Source organism: Paenibacillus sp. FSL H8-0168, assembly GCF_038592955.1.
In the GTDB taxonomy this organism is placed as follows: domain Bacteria; phylum Bacillota; class Bacilli; order Paenibacillales; family Paenibacillaceae; genus Paenibacillus; species Paenibacillus polymyxa_B.
This window is the reverse complement of the sequence record NZ_CP151948.1, coordinates 2014512-2029599: the sequence shown is the minus strand read 5'-3', so window position 1 is coordinate 2029599 and position 15088 is coordinate 2014512. Positions and strand designations below refer to the sequence as shown.

Here is a 15088-nt window from a genome sequence, read left to right as displayed (position 1 = left end):
TCTTTAAAATTCAAGAAAATGAGCTATTCTTACAAAAAGAATTTTATACCTGTAATGTTTTATTAGTCAAAAATAGGAGTTACACAAAATCTATCCTTATAAGACTTTAATCGCAAATAGTATAAATGGCCTACCTATCCCTTGTCCTCTGCGGGCTTCATGGCTTGGATTCCCTCTCCCATGCTTGCCTGCTTCCATTTCCCGAAAGCATAATAGTAAATGACTGCTACGGCAGAAATAGCAAAACCAACAGGGAAGCTCCACCATACAGCATCTAGACCATACTCATTGACAAATACATAGGCCAAAGGTATACGAATACCCCATAATGAAATAATGGTAATTAAAAGCGGTATCATGACGGAACCCGTTGATCGAACAACACCTGTAATGACATTGGTAACACCGAATATAACAAAAGACCACAAGGTGATCATATTAATCCGCATTCCCAATTCCAATGCACCCCCCGTAGATGGAAGGAACATGAGCAAGGCCTGACGGTTAAACACGTAAATTAATACCACAGCTCCACCTGTCAACACAAAATTATACACAATCCCAATCCAGGTTGTCATGCGCACTCGATCCCAACGTCCGGCTCCGATATTTTGAGCGGCAAAGGAAGATACAGCTGCACCTAACGCCATTGCTGGCATCTGCACATAGCTCGACAAATTATTGGCTGCTGTATAAGCTGCTGCTGCCACTGTCCCGTAGCCGTTAATCAGATTCATTAAAGCAATCGCGCTGGTGGAGACAGCAATCATTTGCAACCCCATCGGCACTCCCTTACGGATTAGGGTCCAAATAATCTTCCAATCAAATCTGAGTAAATGAAGCTCTGAAGATGTAATGCGCAAAAAATATTTTACTCGATATAGGTAAATGAGGATCAAAACAAAGCTGATCCCTTGAGCGATCAGGGTAGCAGTAGCGGAACCTCCAATGCCCATAGCGGGAATCGGTCCCCATCCGAATATTAACAGCGGGTTGAGTAGTACATCCAGTACGACGGAAACGATCAGAAAATAAAATGGTGTTTTGGAATCTCCAGCCCCTCTCATTACAGTCATTATGTAGTTATAGCCGTACAAAAAGGGCATGCCTGCGAAAATAATACGCGTATACGTGATCGCCATATCCACTGATTCGGCAGGTGTATTGAGTACATGAAGAATCCAAGGCGCACTCAAAAATCCGATAATACCTATAGCAAAAGCGAGCACCAGAAAAAAGACTGCACTTGTACCTACTATACGCTTGGTTTCAGCTACGTCTCCTGCTCCGATATTTTGTCCGATCATAATAGTGGCAGCCATGGTAACGCCAAAAATCGAACTGATAAGAAAAAACATTATAATATTTCCGTTGGAAGCGGCAGTCAATGCGGCTTCTCCCAGAAACTTCCCCACCCAGATCGAATTGATCGTTCCATTCAGGGATTGCAGAATGTTTCCGAACAGCATCGGCAAAGAGAACATAAACAGCGTTTTGGCAATAGGACCTTCAATCAGGGAAGGCTTACGACTAGCCTCTGCTGCACTCATTTTCTCAACTCCTTCAATTTGAAATGTCTTCTGCCTAGTTTTATTACGTATAATACCCTATTCCTGCTCAATCTTCTCATATCATAAACGTATTTACGCAAAAAAGCGCAGTCCCTTAAATTAAAGGAACTGCGCTCTCAATTCATAGTTTAACCGTAATATATAAGACATCCGTAGAAACGGAACCATTCTTACAATTCAGTTACACTTACAGTTTGATTACGTTAGCTGCTTGGGGTCCACGGTTACCTTCAGTAATTTCGAATTCAACCGCTTGACCTTCGTCCAAAGTTTTAAAGCCGTCGCCTTGGATTGCAGAGAAATGTACGAATACGTCCTCGCCACCATCCATTTGAATGAAGCCATAACCTTTTTCTGCGTTAAACCATTTAACTGTACCTTTCAAGTGAACAACCTCCTAGAAATACCGCCATCTATGGCGAATATCCATATTATACTTCATGCTTTTTCACAATGCAATTGATGTTTTTCCGGGTTTTTCGGGCTGGAATGATTTGCTTTTGCGGCGGAAACTGCGGTATCATGAACCAAAACATCTATAAAATCGGAGACATGCATATGATGAAAAAACACGAAATATACAAAAAAGACAATTGGAACATGATGACTGTCGAGGTGCAGGGCCGTTACATCGTTCTACGGGAAATATCCGATGATTGGGGCGAGGAAGCCCACACGTTTTTAAGCCGTCCGGCGCTAATGCATTGGGCTCAAAATCGGTTTCCCAAGCAGTCCTTTCAAGATAATGAGGAAGAGTGGCAGCGGATCATGAACGCTTTCAAACAGGTCTAGCCTATTCATGGTGTCCAACAGCTATCTCATCTTCATTATTCTGGCCTTCACGCTGGGCGGAGTGCTGATCATGAAGCGTGATACGATACCGACTCCTCTCAAAAAGTGGATGGCCCTCACTGCTGTAATCATGGTTTGCCTTGCCTTTTATCTCATTGTATACAGCTTATTAAATATAGGTTCCAACCCACAGTAAGGAAAATTATACTTTCGGGCGTAAGAGGTCATACTATGGCATAACAAGCCATGGTATAAGGAGGATCTGCCGTTACATGCATCCTGTAAAACCTCTTGCCCTGCTGCTTACGGTAAGCGTGGCGGTTTCTTCGTTTTGGCATCCGTCCCTTACTGCCGCAGCTCTACCCCACATTACGTTCGATCAGAGGAGGCTCTCCATGAGTGAAATTGTAAAACGCGCTGATGCGCCAGTGGAAAATACATGGAAACTGGAAGATTTGTTTCCCAACCGCAAAGCATGGGATCAAGAATACGAAGAAGTCAAACAACTAGCCAAAAAGGCTGAACAATTCCAAGGTAAGCTCAATTCAGCAGAGTCGATTGGCAGCTGCTTTAAATTGGAAGATGAATTGTCGCTTAAAACCGAGCGTGTATATGTGTACGCACATCTGCATCATGATGAGGATACAGCTGAACCTACATACCAGGGTCTTTCGCAAAAAGCCAAAAAATTAGGCGTTGAGGTTAGTGAGTCTCTTTCTTTCGTGACGCCTGAAATTTTGGCATTGCCGGATCATCAGCTCGATGCCTTCATTGAAGATCCGAAGCTTGCAGATTATCGGTTTACACTTCAAGAAATGAAGCGGGAAAAAGCACATATTCTGGGCAAGACAGAAGAAGCGTTGCTCGCTCAGGTTGGCAATCTGGCTCAAGCCCCGCAAACGATTTTTGGCATGCTCAACAATGCCGATCTGAAGTTTCCAAAAATTAAGGATGAAAACGGCAAAGAGGTTGAGCTGACTCATGGCAGCTACATTCAATTCCTTGAAAGTCCGCACCGCGAAGTTCGCGAACGTGCTTTTAAAGCGGTATATGACACATATGCCAAAAATAAAAATACAATTGCTTCTACACTAAGTGCCAATGTAAACAAAAATATTTTTTATTCTCGTGTTCGCAAATACCCTTCTGTACTGGAAATGTCACTGTACGGTGACAATATTCCGAAGGAAGTGTATACGAATCTCATTGATACCATTCATGAAAGCTTGCCCCTGCTCCATCGCTACATCAAGCTGCGTAAAAAGTTGTTAGGTGTGGATGAGCTCCATATGTATGATTTGTTCGCTCCACTTGTGGACGAATACAAGATGGACATTACGTATGAAGACGCCAAAAAGCAAACAAAGGAAGGCCTTAAGCCACTGGGCGCGGACTATCTGGCTTCGTTGCAAAAAGGCTATGATGAGCGCTGGATTGATGTATACGAAAACGAAAACAAACGTACTGGTGCATACAGTTGGGGAGCTTATGGTACCCACCCATATGTGCTGCTGAACCATAAAGATAACCTGAACAGCATGTTCACACTTGCTCATGAAATGGGGCATGCGTTGCATTCGTACTATTCAGACAACGCATTGAAGTATAGAGATGCACAGTACACCATTTTCCTGGCTGAAGTGGCATCCACAACCAATGAAGCATTGCTAATGGACTACCTGCTGAACAAATCAACCGATCCGAAAGAGAAAATGTACCTTCTCACCTACTATGCAGATCAATTCCGCACAACGGTATTCCGTCAAACCATGTTTGCGGAATTTGAGAAAATTGTACATGAACGCGCTGAACAGGGGGAATCCCTTACACCGCAGCTTTTATCAGAGATTTACTATGATCTGAATGTGAAATATCACGGGCCTGGTATGAAGGTAGACAAAGACATTGAAATGGAATGGGCACGTATCCCTCATTTTTATAACAGTTTTTATGTCTACAAATATGCTACTGGCTTCTCGGCAGCAACTAGTTTCTCGAAACAGATTCTGGAAGAAGGCCAACCAGCCGTTGACCGTTACTTGGGCTTCTTGAAGAGTGGTGGCAGTGATTATTCAATCAATATTTTGAAAAAAGCTGGCGTTGACATGTCCTCTCCGCAGCCGATCCGCGAAGCGATGAGCGTATTCGAAGAAGTCATTACAGAAATGGAAAAGCTAACTGAAGGAAAGTAAAACCGTGCGCACTTAAAATCCAGCATTGAAATGATGCACGGATAAATCCCTTGTCCATGGCGGGCAAGGGATTTTATAATGTAACGGGAGGAGGTGGCATTTTGAAAACACAATGGTCTTTGATCGCAGCTCTTGTTATTGCTTTGTTAACAGCTGTATTTGCTGTTATTAATGTGAATTCGGTTCAAGTGAACCTTCTATTCAGTATGGTTAGCATTCCTTTGATTTTGCTTATTCTTGGTTGCACTCTTCTAGGTGGACTTATTGTCGGTTCTTTCGGTATTTTCCGCCAATATAGGCTTCAGAGAGAGATTAAACGTCTGACTACTCAGCTTCATACACTACAAGAAGAGCACACATCCACGGTGGAAGCAAACGCGGATGTGACCTATAACGCGACGGGTTCTTCCAGCACAGGGTCTACATTCGACCAAGATATAGAGCAACCGTCCTCTAACCCTGATCGGTTGTCCAAATGAGGAGGAGCAACAAATGACGATTCAATTAAATGAAGATTATATGATGAACTTTTTAAATCAGCTACTGAACACACCTAGTCCCAGTGGGTATACACACCATGTGATGGAGCTGATTCGTAAAGAAGCGGAAAGCCTCGGGGTACAAATCGAATGGAACGCAAAAGGCGGTGCCATCTTGACTCTGAAAGGTCAGGAAAAGGACCATACGATGGCGCTGAGCGCACATGTGGATACATTGGGCGCAATGGTGCGTTCCATTACAGCACAAGGCACCCTACGTCTGACATCCGTCGGCGGCTTCATGATGAACAGCATTGAGAACGAATACTGCCTTATTCATACCCGAAGCGGACAAACGTATACAGGCACTATTCTGTCCAGCCATCCATCCGTGCACGTCTATGATGATGCACGGAGCTTTGAGCGCAAAGAGAGCCATATGGAGGTACGGATTGACGAGCTTGTCGGGTCAAAAGAAGACGTGCTTCAGCTCGGTATTGCGGTGGGCGATTTTATTTCGTTCGATGCGCGTCCAGTCGTAACACCCAGTGGATTTATCAAGTCACGCCATCTGGATGATAAAGCTAGTGTAGCTGCACTGTTTGGTTTACTGGAATCTGCTGTACATGGAAACTGGAAGCCTCGACATACCGTTAAATTGCTCATTTCTAACTATGAGGAAGTGGGGCACGGAGCGGCTTACATACCCGAAGGAATCAGTGAGATGATAGCTGTCGACATGGGCTGTATGGGTGAAGATCTGAGCTGCAAGGAAACGGATGTTTCTATCTGTGCCAAGGATTCCTCCGGACCTTATGACTATACTATGACGACCCGTCTGATTGAGCTTGCCAAAGAGCTGAATATTCCGTATGCGGTAGATATTTATCCGCACTACGGTTCAGACGCTTCGGCTGCACTAAGAGCCGGTAATAACATCCGTGCTGCGTTGATCGGCCCTGGCGTACACGCCTCCCATGCCATGGAGCGCACGCACAAGCAGGCCGTGGTGAACACTGCACGTCTGCTTGCAGCTTATGTGATGGTTTAATTCGAACGATAAAAACCGACCTGTTCCACTGGAGAATAGGTCGGTGAAGGCTTAGTGAAAGGAAATCACAGCTATGGATCTAAAAAAACTACGTTACTTTATCGCAGTAGCGGAAGAACTGCATTTTAACCGTGCTGCCAAAAAACTGAATATCACCCAACCTCCCTTGAGCCAACAAATTCAAAGCCTTGAAGAAGAGCTTGGCGTGAAGCTTTTAGAACGAACCAAGAGACAAGTTCGACTTACGTCAGCAGGAGCGATATTTTTAGAAGAATCCAGAAACATGGTTGCACAATTGGAAAGATCCATCAAGATCACACAGCTTGCAAGTCAGGGGAAATTCGGACAATTATCCATCGCTTTTGTAGATTCAGCCTCTGGCAGTCTGATGGTTAATGCCTTGAAGAAATTCCGAGAGCGTTTTCCAGATGTGAAGCTTACGTTATTTGAAATGACATCTGTCCAACAACTGAAAGCTATACACGATGGCAAAGTTCATGTGGGCTTCCTGCGCTGTGCAGATCCATCTATACATATCACTTCTCGTCTTTACACCAATGAATCACTCATGGCCGTTCTTCCTCAAACACATCCGTTAGACCACCATTCAACCTTGTCTTTACGTTCATTAGCGGACGAATCTTTTATCCTGTCTCCGCCTCATATGGGAGCTTCTTTTCATAATCTCATACTGGACTTTTGCGGACAACACGGATTTCAGCCTCAAATCGTACAGGAAGCCGTTCAAATGTATACGATCGTTAACTTGGTAGCGGCCGGGATAGGTATCTCCATTGTCCCCTCTTCCGTTTCTGTCTTTCAACGCAGTGATGTCGTATTTCGTTCCTTTCAAGAAGAGTCTCCGTCCATCCCACTTTATGCTGCATGGAAAACAGGTACACACGAAACTGTTCTGACTCATTTTCTGGAAGTGGTTGAAGAAACAGCTTGTAACGAAGAGTTAGACATGTAAATCTCCTTGATCGTATATCTTAACCTGTTTTTCTCGGATCACGTTCAACAACACCATTTAAAATGCTATCCAATTGCCTCATGACCTGCTCATCTAGAAGGACACCCGCGGCTTTTACGTTCTCTTTAACTTGCTCGGGCTTGGAAGCACCGATAATAGCTGAGGACACTTGCGGGTTTTGTAAAACCCATGCGACTGCAAGCTGGGGTAGCGTCAGTCCGCATTCTTCTGCAATCGGCTGAATTTTCTTTACTGCCAAAAGGACTTCTTTACGTAACCATTGTCCAGCCAAACGTTCGAAAAATGGTGACCCTGCTGTCGTAGAAGCTCTTGATCCCTCGGGTAACGGCTTGTCTGCTGCATATTTACCAGAAAGAATACCTTGTGCCAGAGGTGACCAAACCACCTGCCCAATCCCTTCCTGCTCACAAGCGGAAATCACTTCAGCTTCAATGACACGCCACAGCATGGAATATTGGGGCTGACTTGCCACGAAAGGGACCTTTAATTCCTTAGCCAGAGCGGCTCCTTGCTTTATCTGCTCTGCTGTCCACTCGCTTACTCCTACATACAAAACCTTCCCTTGCCGCACCAAGTCGGATAAGGCCAAAAAAGTTTCTTCAAGCGATACGGTTGGATCAAAACGGTGTGCATAATATACATCAATATAATCCGTTTGCAGGCGTCGAAGAGAAGCATGGCAGGCCTCCATGATATGTTTGCGAGACAGCCCTTTATCATTCTGTCCGGTACCTGTGGGATGAAAAACCTTAGTACATAATTCAATACTTTCACGGCGTATTCCCTTTAAAGAATGACCTAAAACCGTTTCCGCCATGGTATCCGAATACACATCAGCAGTATCAAACGTGGTAATCCCTGAGTCTAGTGCAGCGTTTACACAGGCTTGCGCTATAGTATCATCCACTTGAGCACCGTGGGTGATCCAGTTTCCCAATGCGATCTCACTTACCATTAATCCACTTTTTCCAAGTTTACGATATTCCATTTTCAATTCCTCCCTCCCATATGCAATCCATTATACCCACCGTAATTTAATATTAGAAATATATAATTCACGCACTTTTAATATGAAAAACATATTAATAATTCGATAAAAAAAGCAAGCCTCCACTCTGAATGGTGACTTGCTTCTGTATTTTTAAGATTTACTTTGTTCAATCTGCTCGGCCAGCTCATTCAGGTAGGTCCAGCGTTCCATTTGATGCTCCAGATGCTGTTCGGCCTTCACTTGCTCAGCCATGAGCTCCTGTAGTCGTGCTGAATCACTGAAAGACTCTTCCATCTGTCGCTGAATGTCGGCCAACTTCTGTTCGGCTTGTTCAATCATTTCATCAATTTGCTCATATTCCCGCTGTTCCTTAAAGGTGAATTTGAGCTTGGTTTTACTTGTCTCCTTGACTGAATCAGAAGGACCCGCAGACTTAGGCGCGGAAGAGCGATTCGAGGAAGCCGTACTCGTCGAGACAGACGTATTCACAGAAGATTGAGCATTTTTACTGATCCATTCTGCATACTCGCTATAGTCCCCTACATGTACTCGTACCTGTCCATCCCCTTCAAACGCCAGTATTTTGTCCACTGTCCGATCCAGGAAATAGCGATCATGAGAAACAATAAAAACCACGCCTGGGAATTCATCCAGATAATCTTCCAAAACGGAAAGGGTCTGAATATCCAGATCATTTGTTGGTTCATCCAGCAATAGCACATTCGGTGCCGACATCAGAACACGAAGCAGATACAAGCGCCGTTTTTCGCCTCCAGACAGCCTCGAAATAACCGTCCATTGCGCGCTTGGTGCGAACAGGAAACGTTCCAGCATTTGTGCAGCTGTAATCGTCGAACCGTCTGCTGTACGAATCACTTCGGCTTCTTCCTTAATATATTCAATGACACGTAATGATTCGTTCATTTCCTGATGTTCCTGAGTAAAATAGCCAAGCTTCACCGTCGGTCCCAGCACAACGTTGCCGGAATCCGGTTCTATATGCTGGGCAATCATTTGGAGCAGAGTGGATTTCCCACTACCGTTAGGACCTAGGATACCAACACGATCACCAGGAACCGCAATGTAGCTCAAATCCTGTATCAGCTTACGAGAATCTACCGATTTGGACAGATGCTCGATCTCCAAGATCTTTTTACCCAGACGTGTGGAGGCGACGGACATATCTACAGATCCAGAACGAGCTTCCGGTTGCTGATCCCTAAGCTGCTCATATCGGTCAATACGCGCTTTCTGCTTGGTGGAACGAGCCTTTGCTCCACGGCGAATCCAGGCCAGCTCATTACGCAGCAAGTTCTTCCTTTTTTGTTCCGTAGACGCTTCCCGCTCCTCACGTTCTGCCTTCAGCTCCAGAAAACGGGTATAGTTAGCCTCATAACGGAAAAGGCGGCCATGATCCAGCTCCAGCATGACATTTGCAACTCTATCCAGAAAATAGCGATCATGCGTGATCATTAACAACGCACCACGTCTTTTTTGCAAATATTGCTCCATCCATTCAACCGACTCATTATCAATATGGTTTGTAGGCTCGTCCAGAATGAGCAACTCGCAGGGTTGGATCAAAGCCGCTGCCAAAGCCACCCGCTTACGCTGCCCGCCGGATAGAACGCCCATACGAGACTCAAACTGGGTGATCCCCAGTCGGGTAAGTATATTTTTGGCCTCACTCTCCAGCTGCCATGCCTGGAACGTATCCATTTGCTGACTTGCTCGCAATAGACGGTTTTGAAGCTCCTCGCTACCTGGATTTAATTCCAACAACTCCATGGTTTCCGTATATTCACGGACCGCTTTCATCTCAGGCTGGTTGCCATGAAAAATATGCTGGAGTACCTTCATTTCGGGATCAAACTCCGGATTTTGTGCTAGATACTGAATTCGCACATCGTTGTTCACTGCAATATTGCCATCATCTGGCGGCTCTAATCCGGAAATTACCCGTAAAAACGTTGATTTACCGGTGCCATTTACACCGACGACTCCTATTTTGTCACGTTCATCCATACCAAAGGAAGCATCCTCAAACAACATTTTCTCGCCATAGCTTTTCGTTATATGTTCAACGGTCATAATATTCATACGGATTCCCTACTCTTCCCCAATTTTGTGATGCATCCTGTTTATTTTAACACAGACATAGCCAATGATTAAAAAAACCGTTACCTGAACGAAGTCAGTACGGTTTTTTAGCAACAAGATGTGTCAGGATTTTTGTATTCCGGCTTTACAGCCATGCATAAATAAGTTCGCCACTAATTCAGCCGTCTGATCCACGTCACATTCGCGGAAATCTTGATTCAATAAAATATCCATTTTTAGGCGTTCCAACATACCAATGAATGCCTTCGCATGAAACTCGGACTGCTGTACACCCTCTGACGCCAGTTTATTTTTGACCAAATCAGTATAGTCCTGAATAAATCCCCACATAAACTCCATTAGATCGGGGTCACTGTTGGGGGTCATAAAAAATAATTTAGTATGCTGCTTGCGCTTGAAATAGTAGTGCAGATGCAAATTTGCCATCCGCAGCAGTCCTTCTCCCAAAGTACGATTGATTAATGCGCCTTGCATTTCGGCTAGGTATTGCTCGCAATCTCTACTTGTGACTGCTGTAAATAGCTGCTCTTTGCTTTTAAAGTACAAGTATACTGTGCCTTTGGCAACTCCCGCTTGTTCTGCAATCTCGGAAATTTTGCTTTCATAAAAGCCTTTGGTGCCAAAGACGGTGTAAGCGGCGTCCAAAATAGCTTCATATTTATCTCCGTGTATATCGCCCATCTTAGCACCTCCTTATACAAGGATTGAGACACGGTCAATTCTTATGATAATTTTTTCCTTTTAACGATCTCCAGCCCTGTGTTCAGAGTATTAAAAAAATACCTGCAAGAGCGACCAATCCTCCGAAAATAGAACTAATGCTATTCACCCGATCATTGCTCATCCAACGCCAGCCTCGTACATAGACCGTCGTTTGTCCACAATGTGAGTCTACTTCTACTTCCCGTCCGCAAACCGTGCAGGAACGCATCATTTGCACCGTAGCACCTAGATAGGAATCAGCAAAGGCCCCTGCGCTACCGGATATACCTCCAACCAGTGCCCACAGCCATAACGGCAAGCTCGGCGTTCCTATGGCGTGTCCAAAGCCCCATGCACCTATGCCGATCAGTACACCCCCAGCCAAGGCCGCAGCCGTTCCCAATGCAGATACTCCTCCTGAGGTTCCGGGTGCGAGCACCTTCCCGTTAAGCACCGAACGGGGTGGCCTACGACTCAGGCTGCCAAATTCCGTTGCCCACGTATCGGATGTGACCGTAGCCATGACACCGACAAAAGCCAGCTGCCACGTAACATGGGGCCATATCGCATAACCCAGGCATAACAACATACCTAATCCCCCATTGGCCCATACTTGGCCTGCATCCCGGTTTCCGGTTTTGGCATACGATTTTTCCAGCTCAGCCTTGCGCTCCTTTTTGAACCTCGACAGGAGGGTCGACGTGATAAAGAACAAGAGCAATGTGCCGAACCAGAACAGGTTACCCGCCCCATAGTATACGGTTCCCATCAGTACAGACGCGGCAAAGCCAGATAAGGTTAAGGATTTTTTATAAAATGCAGCTCCGGCCACCACAGCAGCACAAAGCAATCCGATGATCCAGTCCATGATATACCTCCGCTTTTGAAATGAATCTCCGTTTTTCTTTTTTCGTTCTGTATATTATTGTACAACGCTCTACGCTTATATAAAAGCCGTGTCCCATGCTTTGGCACAGGACACGGCCTTCACAATGCTTATCTACGGGAATCACTCTTTACTTCCCAACCACCAAGAACATTCCCTTTTTTTCAATACTCTTCATGGATGCCATTCCCAAATTTATGCGATGGTGAAGCTTCCCTGACGATCACTTCCCCAGAAAAGCTCAAAGCGATCCCCACTTGCTGTAGGCCCTACTCCTGCTGGAGTACCTGTGAAAATAATATCTCCCTCGCCCAGTCCATAATGAGTCGCTATATATTCAACGATATGCTGGATAGAAAAAATCATATCCTTAACATGTCCACGCTGCACTTCCTGTCCATTTTTGAGCAAGGAAAACTCCTGCTGCTCCAGCATGTCCAATTTTTCTAAAGGCAGGAATGGTGTCACGGGTGCAGACGATTTAAAGCCTTTGGCGGCGGTCCATGGGTGGCCTTTTTTCTTGAGAACACTTTGTACATCACGCAGGGTAAAATCAATCCCGAATGCAAATGCGTTCAGACATGTATCTGCGGACATGCCTGGTTCGTATTTACGTCCGACAGCCACAACCAGCTCAGTCTCAAAATGAATATCTCCTTGCCCCTGAGGAAGCTCCAGCGTGGCGCCATCCAGCGGCACGACTGCATGAGACGGCTTCAAAAAAATCATCGGTTCTGCGGGAACCTCATTACCCAGCTCCTCCGCATGCAGCTTATAATTGCGTCCGACACAGTAAACATTACGAATATCCACGTTCATCACGATCCGTCACCCTTCCCGCGTATGTAGTTCAATTGATTAACGAATAAGTTTACGTATATAGTGCCACATCCGGTGCTTGGAAAGCAAAAAAACCTGCTCCCAGCGATCCGGCCAATTAGTGCAAATCATCAATTCAGGATGCAATGAGGACAATTTCCGCATTATACGGCGGTCATCCACCGTCCACGCCATGACAGTAATACCGCGGCCAGTGAGATCTTTCATCAGGTTTCGATCCAAACGCGGATAGCCTATGGATAAAAAAGTGCATTGTAGCTGCTCCAGTTGCGTTGCCAAATCATCTGGACGCGCGTCGATAATCAATCCGGTACGGATCTCAGGAGACAGCTCCTTAGCCCGGCGTAATGCGGCACGCTCAAAAGAGGTTAATACCACCTCTCCCTCCATCCCTCTCATCACAATTTCACGGAGTACGGCTTTCTCCAATCCTGGATACATGTCACCAGCGGTTTTAAGCTCAATATTGAGCGATACGCGGCCACGACATAAATCCAGTACTTGTGCGAGGGAAGGGATCATTTCTCCACGGTATTCTGCACTTTTCCAGCTACCAGCATCAAGTTGTTGCAATGCTTTCCAGTCCGAATCCTTTACTCTCCCTGTACCATTCGTCGTTCGCTCCAGCGTAAAATCATGAATTACCACCGGAACACCGTCCTTTGACAGCTGTACATCCAGCTCAATCCAGTGTACAAATGGTTGCTCCAACGCAAGCTGAAAGGCTGCCATCGTGTTCTCGGGAGCAATCCCCGAAAAACCGCGGTGAGCCACGCACAAATGATTCATCTTGTTATGACCTCCATCCACAAAGGAGTCCCTCATACGATCGTTCCGTCAATTCCCATATAAAAAAATTTCTTTTCGAACTTCTATTGAGCGCTTACTGTACCATCCGTCCCTATCGAGACATTTCCCGGTGACAGTGCCGCCACTCTCTGCAAAATATTGCTGGCCTCCGTGTCCTTCAATGGGATTGGTTGACCTAGCTCCGCCCGGTAAGGGGTCAGCTTCATTTCGCAAGCCCCTTTTCGGGTACAGGTTGCCTGAAATATCGCTGTATCCCAAGTGGCTGGCACCGTTGATTTAGAAAAAATAAAATTGCCTGTGCTGTATGCAATCCATTTACCTTTATATTGTTCCATCCCTTGAAGCACATGTGGATGACCGCCAATGACAAGATCAGCTCCAGCATCAATAAAAGCGTGCGATAACTCGGTTTGATGAGGCTCAAGTGCAGTAGCGCGCTCCTTCCCCCAATGGGCAATGACAATAACCAGATCAGCCTGCATTCGTGCCTCACGGATGGACTTTACGATAGCGGTCGAATCATAGGCTCCTGCTACACCAGGCAGTTTGGCGCCCGCATTCCAGTTGGCTTCAGGCATGACACGTGTAGTCCCCAACAACGCAATTTTGATCCCTTTACGTTCAAAATAATGCGGCGCATACGCTTCTTTTGCATTACGTCCGGCTCCAGCATGGGCAATACCTTTTTCATCCAGATATTTCAGTGTATCCAGTAATCCGCCTGTGCCCTGATCCAAAATGTGATTGTTGGCCAAATTGACAGCGTCTATCCCTGCCGCAGCCAACCCAGTTAACGCCTTGGGCGAAGATTTATACACATACGTTTTATTTAACGCACCCACACCATTCGTTGTCACGGGCGTTTCCAGATTGGCCATCGTCAGATCGTCTTTATGAAACAAGTTTCCGAGATATTGATACGGAAAATCAAACCCATTCTGCTCCAATCGCTGCTCAACTTTACCAGAAAATTGCACATCCCCTACAAAGTGAAGCGTGACTGTCGGAGAACCTGCATCGTCTTTTTTTGATTTTTTCACATCCTCCGTTCCTCCCTTATCGGCGGATGGATTACCGTCGTATACATCCTTGGACATATCGTTCCCTGCCTGCCCGTCTTTCCCCGAGGATAATTTTGCTCCTGAAGAGCTGCCTTCGGGAGCATTTGTGTCAGACGTTGTCGCGGGACGATGGCTTGTGTCTGAAGCAGCAGATTGCTTCGTTTCATTGTCAGCAAATTGCTTATCTGCATGGGGGTCTTCGTCCAGCTGTTTATTTGACAAGGCTGTATCATTTTCACTGACCGAGGGAGTAGACCTCTCTTCACTAGCAGATCCCGTTTGGATTTTCTTCTCCGTTTGCGAATACCCGCCATTTTCCGCAAGAGAGCCACTGTTGTCGTGTTCAAATATGTAATAATAACCGAAAAGACCTACGATCATAAGCAGTAGGACCAGATTCGTAATGATCCAAGCCTTGCCTATTTTTGGTTTTCTTGCTTTCTTGCGACCTTCATTTCGCTGTGATCTGGGAGGGTACATTCTTCACTCCTTCTATGCTATTGCATTTGCATAACTTCTTTATTAGCTGGCGAATTTACACCTTCTCCATTATATATCAAATTTCAATATAAATAGAACCCCTCGCCTGGATCGCGAA

The 15088-nt window shown here is 45.5% G+C and carries 15 protein-coding genes; 6 read left to right on the top strand and 9 right to left on the bottom strand.

Annotated elements, in window-relative coordinates:
• Positions 1-134 precede the first annotated feature (134 nt).
• Together MHI21_RS09560 and MHI21_RS09555 are read right to left on the bottom strand one after the other, a co-directional pair.
• Positions 135-1550, bottom strand: coding sequence for an MATE family efflux transporter (locus MHI21_RS09560; RefSeq protein WP_341161795.1), 1416 nt, complete (start codon positions 1548-1550; stop codon positions 135-137).
• Between the two features lie 208 nt (positions 1551-1758).
• On the bottom strand, positions 1759-1956 hold the full coding sequence (locus MHI21_RS09555) for a cold shock domain-containing protein (protein WP_341161796.1): 198 nt from the start codon (positions 1954-1956) through the stop codon (positions 1759-1761).
• Between the two features lie 173 nt (positions 1957-2129).
• Between MHI21_RS09555 and MHI21_RS09550 the strand changes: the two genes are divergently transcribed.
• The 6 genes from MHI21_RS09550 to MHI21_RS09525 all read left to right on the top strand — a co-directional run bounded on the left by MHI21_RS09550 (position 2130) and on the right by MHI21_RS09525 (position 7058).
• Positions 2130-2363: a hypothetical protein gene (locus tag MHI21_RS09550; RefSeq protein ID WP_013309704.1), complete on the top strand. Its 234-nt coding sequence runs from the start codon at positions 2130-2132 to the stop codon at positions 2361-2363.
• A gap of 7 nt (positions 2364-2370) precedes the next feature.
• On the top strand, positions 2371-2559 hold the full coding sequence (locus tag MHI21_RS09545) for a hypothetical protein (RefSeq protein ID WP_025715827.1): 189 nt from the start codon (positions 2371-2373) through the stop codon (positions 2557-2559).
• 199 nt (positions 2560-2758) lie between these two features.
• Positions 2759-4555, top strand: coding sequence for an oligoendopeptidase F (gene pepF, locus MHI21_RS09540; protein ID WP_068940260.1), 1797 nt, complete (start codon positions 2759-2761; stop codon positions 4553-4555).
• 56 nt (positions 4556-4611) lie between these two features.
• Complete coding sequence (locus MHI21_RS09535) at positions 4612-5034, top strand: lipopolysaccharide assembly protein LapA domain-containing protein (protein ID WP_069291631.1); 423 nt, start codon at positions 4612-4614, stop codon at positions 5032-5034.
• A gap of 13 nt (positions 5035-5047) precedes the next feature.
• A complete protein-coding gene (locus tag MHI21_RS09530) occupies positions 5048-6085 on the top strand; it encodes a M42 family metallopeptidase (protein ID WP_342419906.1) in 1038 nt (345 codons plus the stop codon).
• A 73-nt stretch (positions 6086-6158) separates the two neighbouring features.
• On the top strand, positions 6159-7058 hold the full coding sequence (locus MHI21_RS09525; protein ID WP_342419905.1) for a LysR substrate-binding domain-containing protein: 900 nt from the start codon (positions 6159-6161) through the stop codon (positions 7056-7058).
• A gap of 19 nt (positions 7059-7077) precedes the next feature.
• Here the strand turns inward: MHI21_RS09525 and MHI21_RS09520 are convergent, their stop codons facing one another.
• The 7 genes from MHI21_RS09520 to MHI21_RS09490 all read right to left on the bottom strand — a co-directional run bounded on the left by MHI21_RS09520 (position 7078) and on the right by MHI21_RS09490 (position 14970).
• Entirely contained in the window at positions 7078-8067 is a 990-nt protein-coding gene (locus MHI21_RS09520; RefSeq protein ID WP_342419904.1) for an aldo/keto reductase family protein, read from the bottom strand.
• Positions 8068-8220: 153 nt separating this feature from the next.
• Positions 8221-10170, bottom strand: coding sequence for an ABC-F family ATP-binding cassette domain-containing protein (locus MHI21_RS09515; RefSeq protein ID WP_342419903.1), 1950 nt, complete (start codon positions 10168-10170; stop codon positions 8221-8223).
• 123 nt (positions 10171-10293) lie between these two features.
• Positions 10294-10872, bottom strand: a complete 579-nt coding sequence (locus MHI21_RS09510) for a TetR/AcrR family transcriptional regulator (RefSeq protein WP_342419902.1) — start codon at positions 10870-10872, stop codon at positions 10294-10296.
• An 82-nt stretch (positions 10873-10954) separates the two neighbouring features.
• A complete protein-coding gene (locus MHI21_RS09505; RefSeq protein ID WP_342419901.1) occupies positions 10955-11761 on the bottom strand; it encodes a DUF92 domain-containing protein in 807 nt (268 codons plus the stop codon).
• A gap of 213 nt (positions 11762-11974) precedes the next feature.
• Positions 11975-12598 carry a fumarylacetoacetate hydrolase family protein gene (locus tag MHI21_RS09500; RefSeq protein WP_342420198.1) on the bottom strand — a complete coding sequence of 208 codons (624 nt, stop codon included), beginning with the start codon at positions 12596-12598 and terminating at the stop codon, positions 11975-11977.
• A gap of 39 nt (positions 12599-12637) precedes the next feature.
• Complete coding sequence (locus MHI21_RS09495) at positions 12638-13408, bottom strand: glycerophosphodiester phosphodiesterase family protein (protein WP_342419900.1); 771 nt, start codon at positions 13406-13408, stop codon at positions 12638-12640.
• Between the two features lie 83 nt (positions 13409-13491).
• Complete coding sequence (locus MHI21_RS09490; protein ID WP_342419899.1) at positions 13492-14970, bottom strand: CapA family protein; 1479 nt, start codon at positions 14968-14970, stop codon at positions 13492-13494.
• Between the last annotated feature and the right edge of the window lie 118 nt (positions 14971-15088).

Excerpts from the sequence above, each read along its gene's own strand:
- MHI21_RS09560 (WP_341161795.1), bottom strand. The coding sequence starts at position 1,550 with ATGAGTGCAGCAGAGGCTAGTCGTAAGCCTTCCCTGATTGAAGGTCCT.
- MHI21_RS09550 (WP_013309704.1), top strand. The coding sequence starts at position 2,130 with ATGATGAAAAAACACGAAATATACAAAAAAGACAATTGGAACATGATG.
- MHI21_RS09545 (WP_025715827.1), top strand. The coding sequence starts at position 2,371 with ATGGTGTCCAACAGCTATCTCATCTTCATTATTCTGGCCTTCACGCTG.
- pepF (WP_068940260.1), top strand. The coding sequence starts at position 2,759 with ATGAGTGAAATTGTAAAACGCGCTGATGCGCCAGTGGAAAATACATGG.
- MHI21_RS09535 (WP_069291631.1), top strand. The coding sequence starts at position 4,612 with ATGGCGGGCAAGGGATTTTATAATGTAACGGGAGGAGGTGGCATTTTG.
- MHI21_RS09530 (WP_342419906.1), top strand. The coding sequence starts at position 5,048 with ATGACGATTCAATTAAATGAAGATTATATGATGAACTTTTTAAATCAG.
- MHI21_RS09525 (WP_342419905.1), top strand. The coding sequence starts at position 6,159 with ATGGATCTAAAAAAACTACGTTACTTTATCGCAGTAGCGGAAGAACTG.
- MHI21_RS09520 (WP_342419904.1), bottom strand. The coding sequence starts at position 8,067 with ATGGAATATCGTAAACTTGGAAAAAGTGGATTAATGGTAAGTGAGATC.
- MHI21_RS09515 (WP_342419903.1), bottom strand. The coding sequence starts at position 10,170 with ATGAATATTATGACCGTTGAACATATAACGAAAAGCTATGGCGAGAAA.
- MHI21_RS09510 (WP_342419902.1), bottom strand. The coding sequence starts at position 10,872 with ATGGGCGATATACACGGAGATAAATATGAAGCTATTTTGGACGCCGCT.
- MHI21_RS09505 (WP_342419901.1), bottom strand. The coding sequence starts at position 11,761 with ATGGACTGGATCATCGGATTGCTTTGTGCTGCTGTGGTGGCCGGAGCT.
- MHI21_RS09500 (WP_342420198.1), bottom strand. The coding sequence starts at position 12,598 with ATGAACGTGGATATTCGTAATGTTTACTGTGTCGGACGCAATTATAAG.
- MHI21_RS09495 (WP_342419900.1), bottom strand. The coding sequence starts at position 13,408 with ATGAATCATTTGTGCGTGGCTCACCGCGGTTTTTCGGGGATTGCTCCC.
- MHI21_RS09490 (WP_342419899.1), bottom strand. The coding sequence starts at position 14,970 with ATGTACCCTCCCAGATCACAGCGAAATGAAGGTCGCAAGAAAGCAAGA.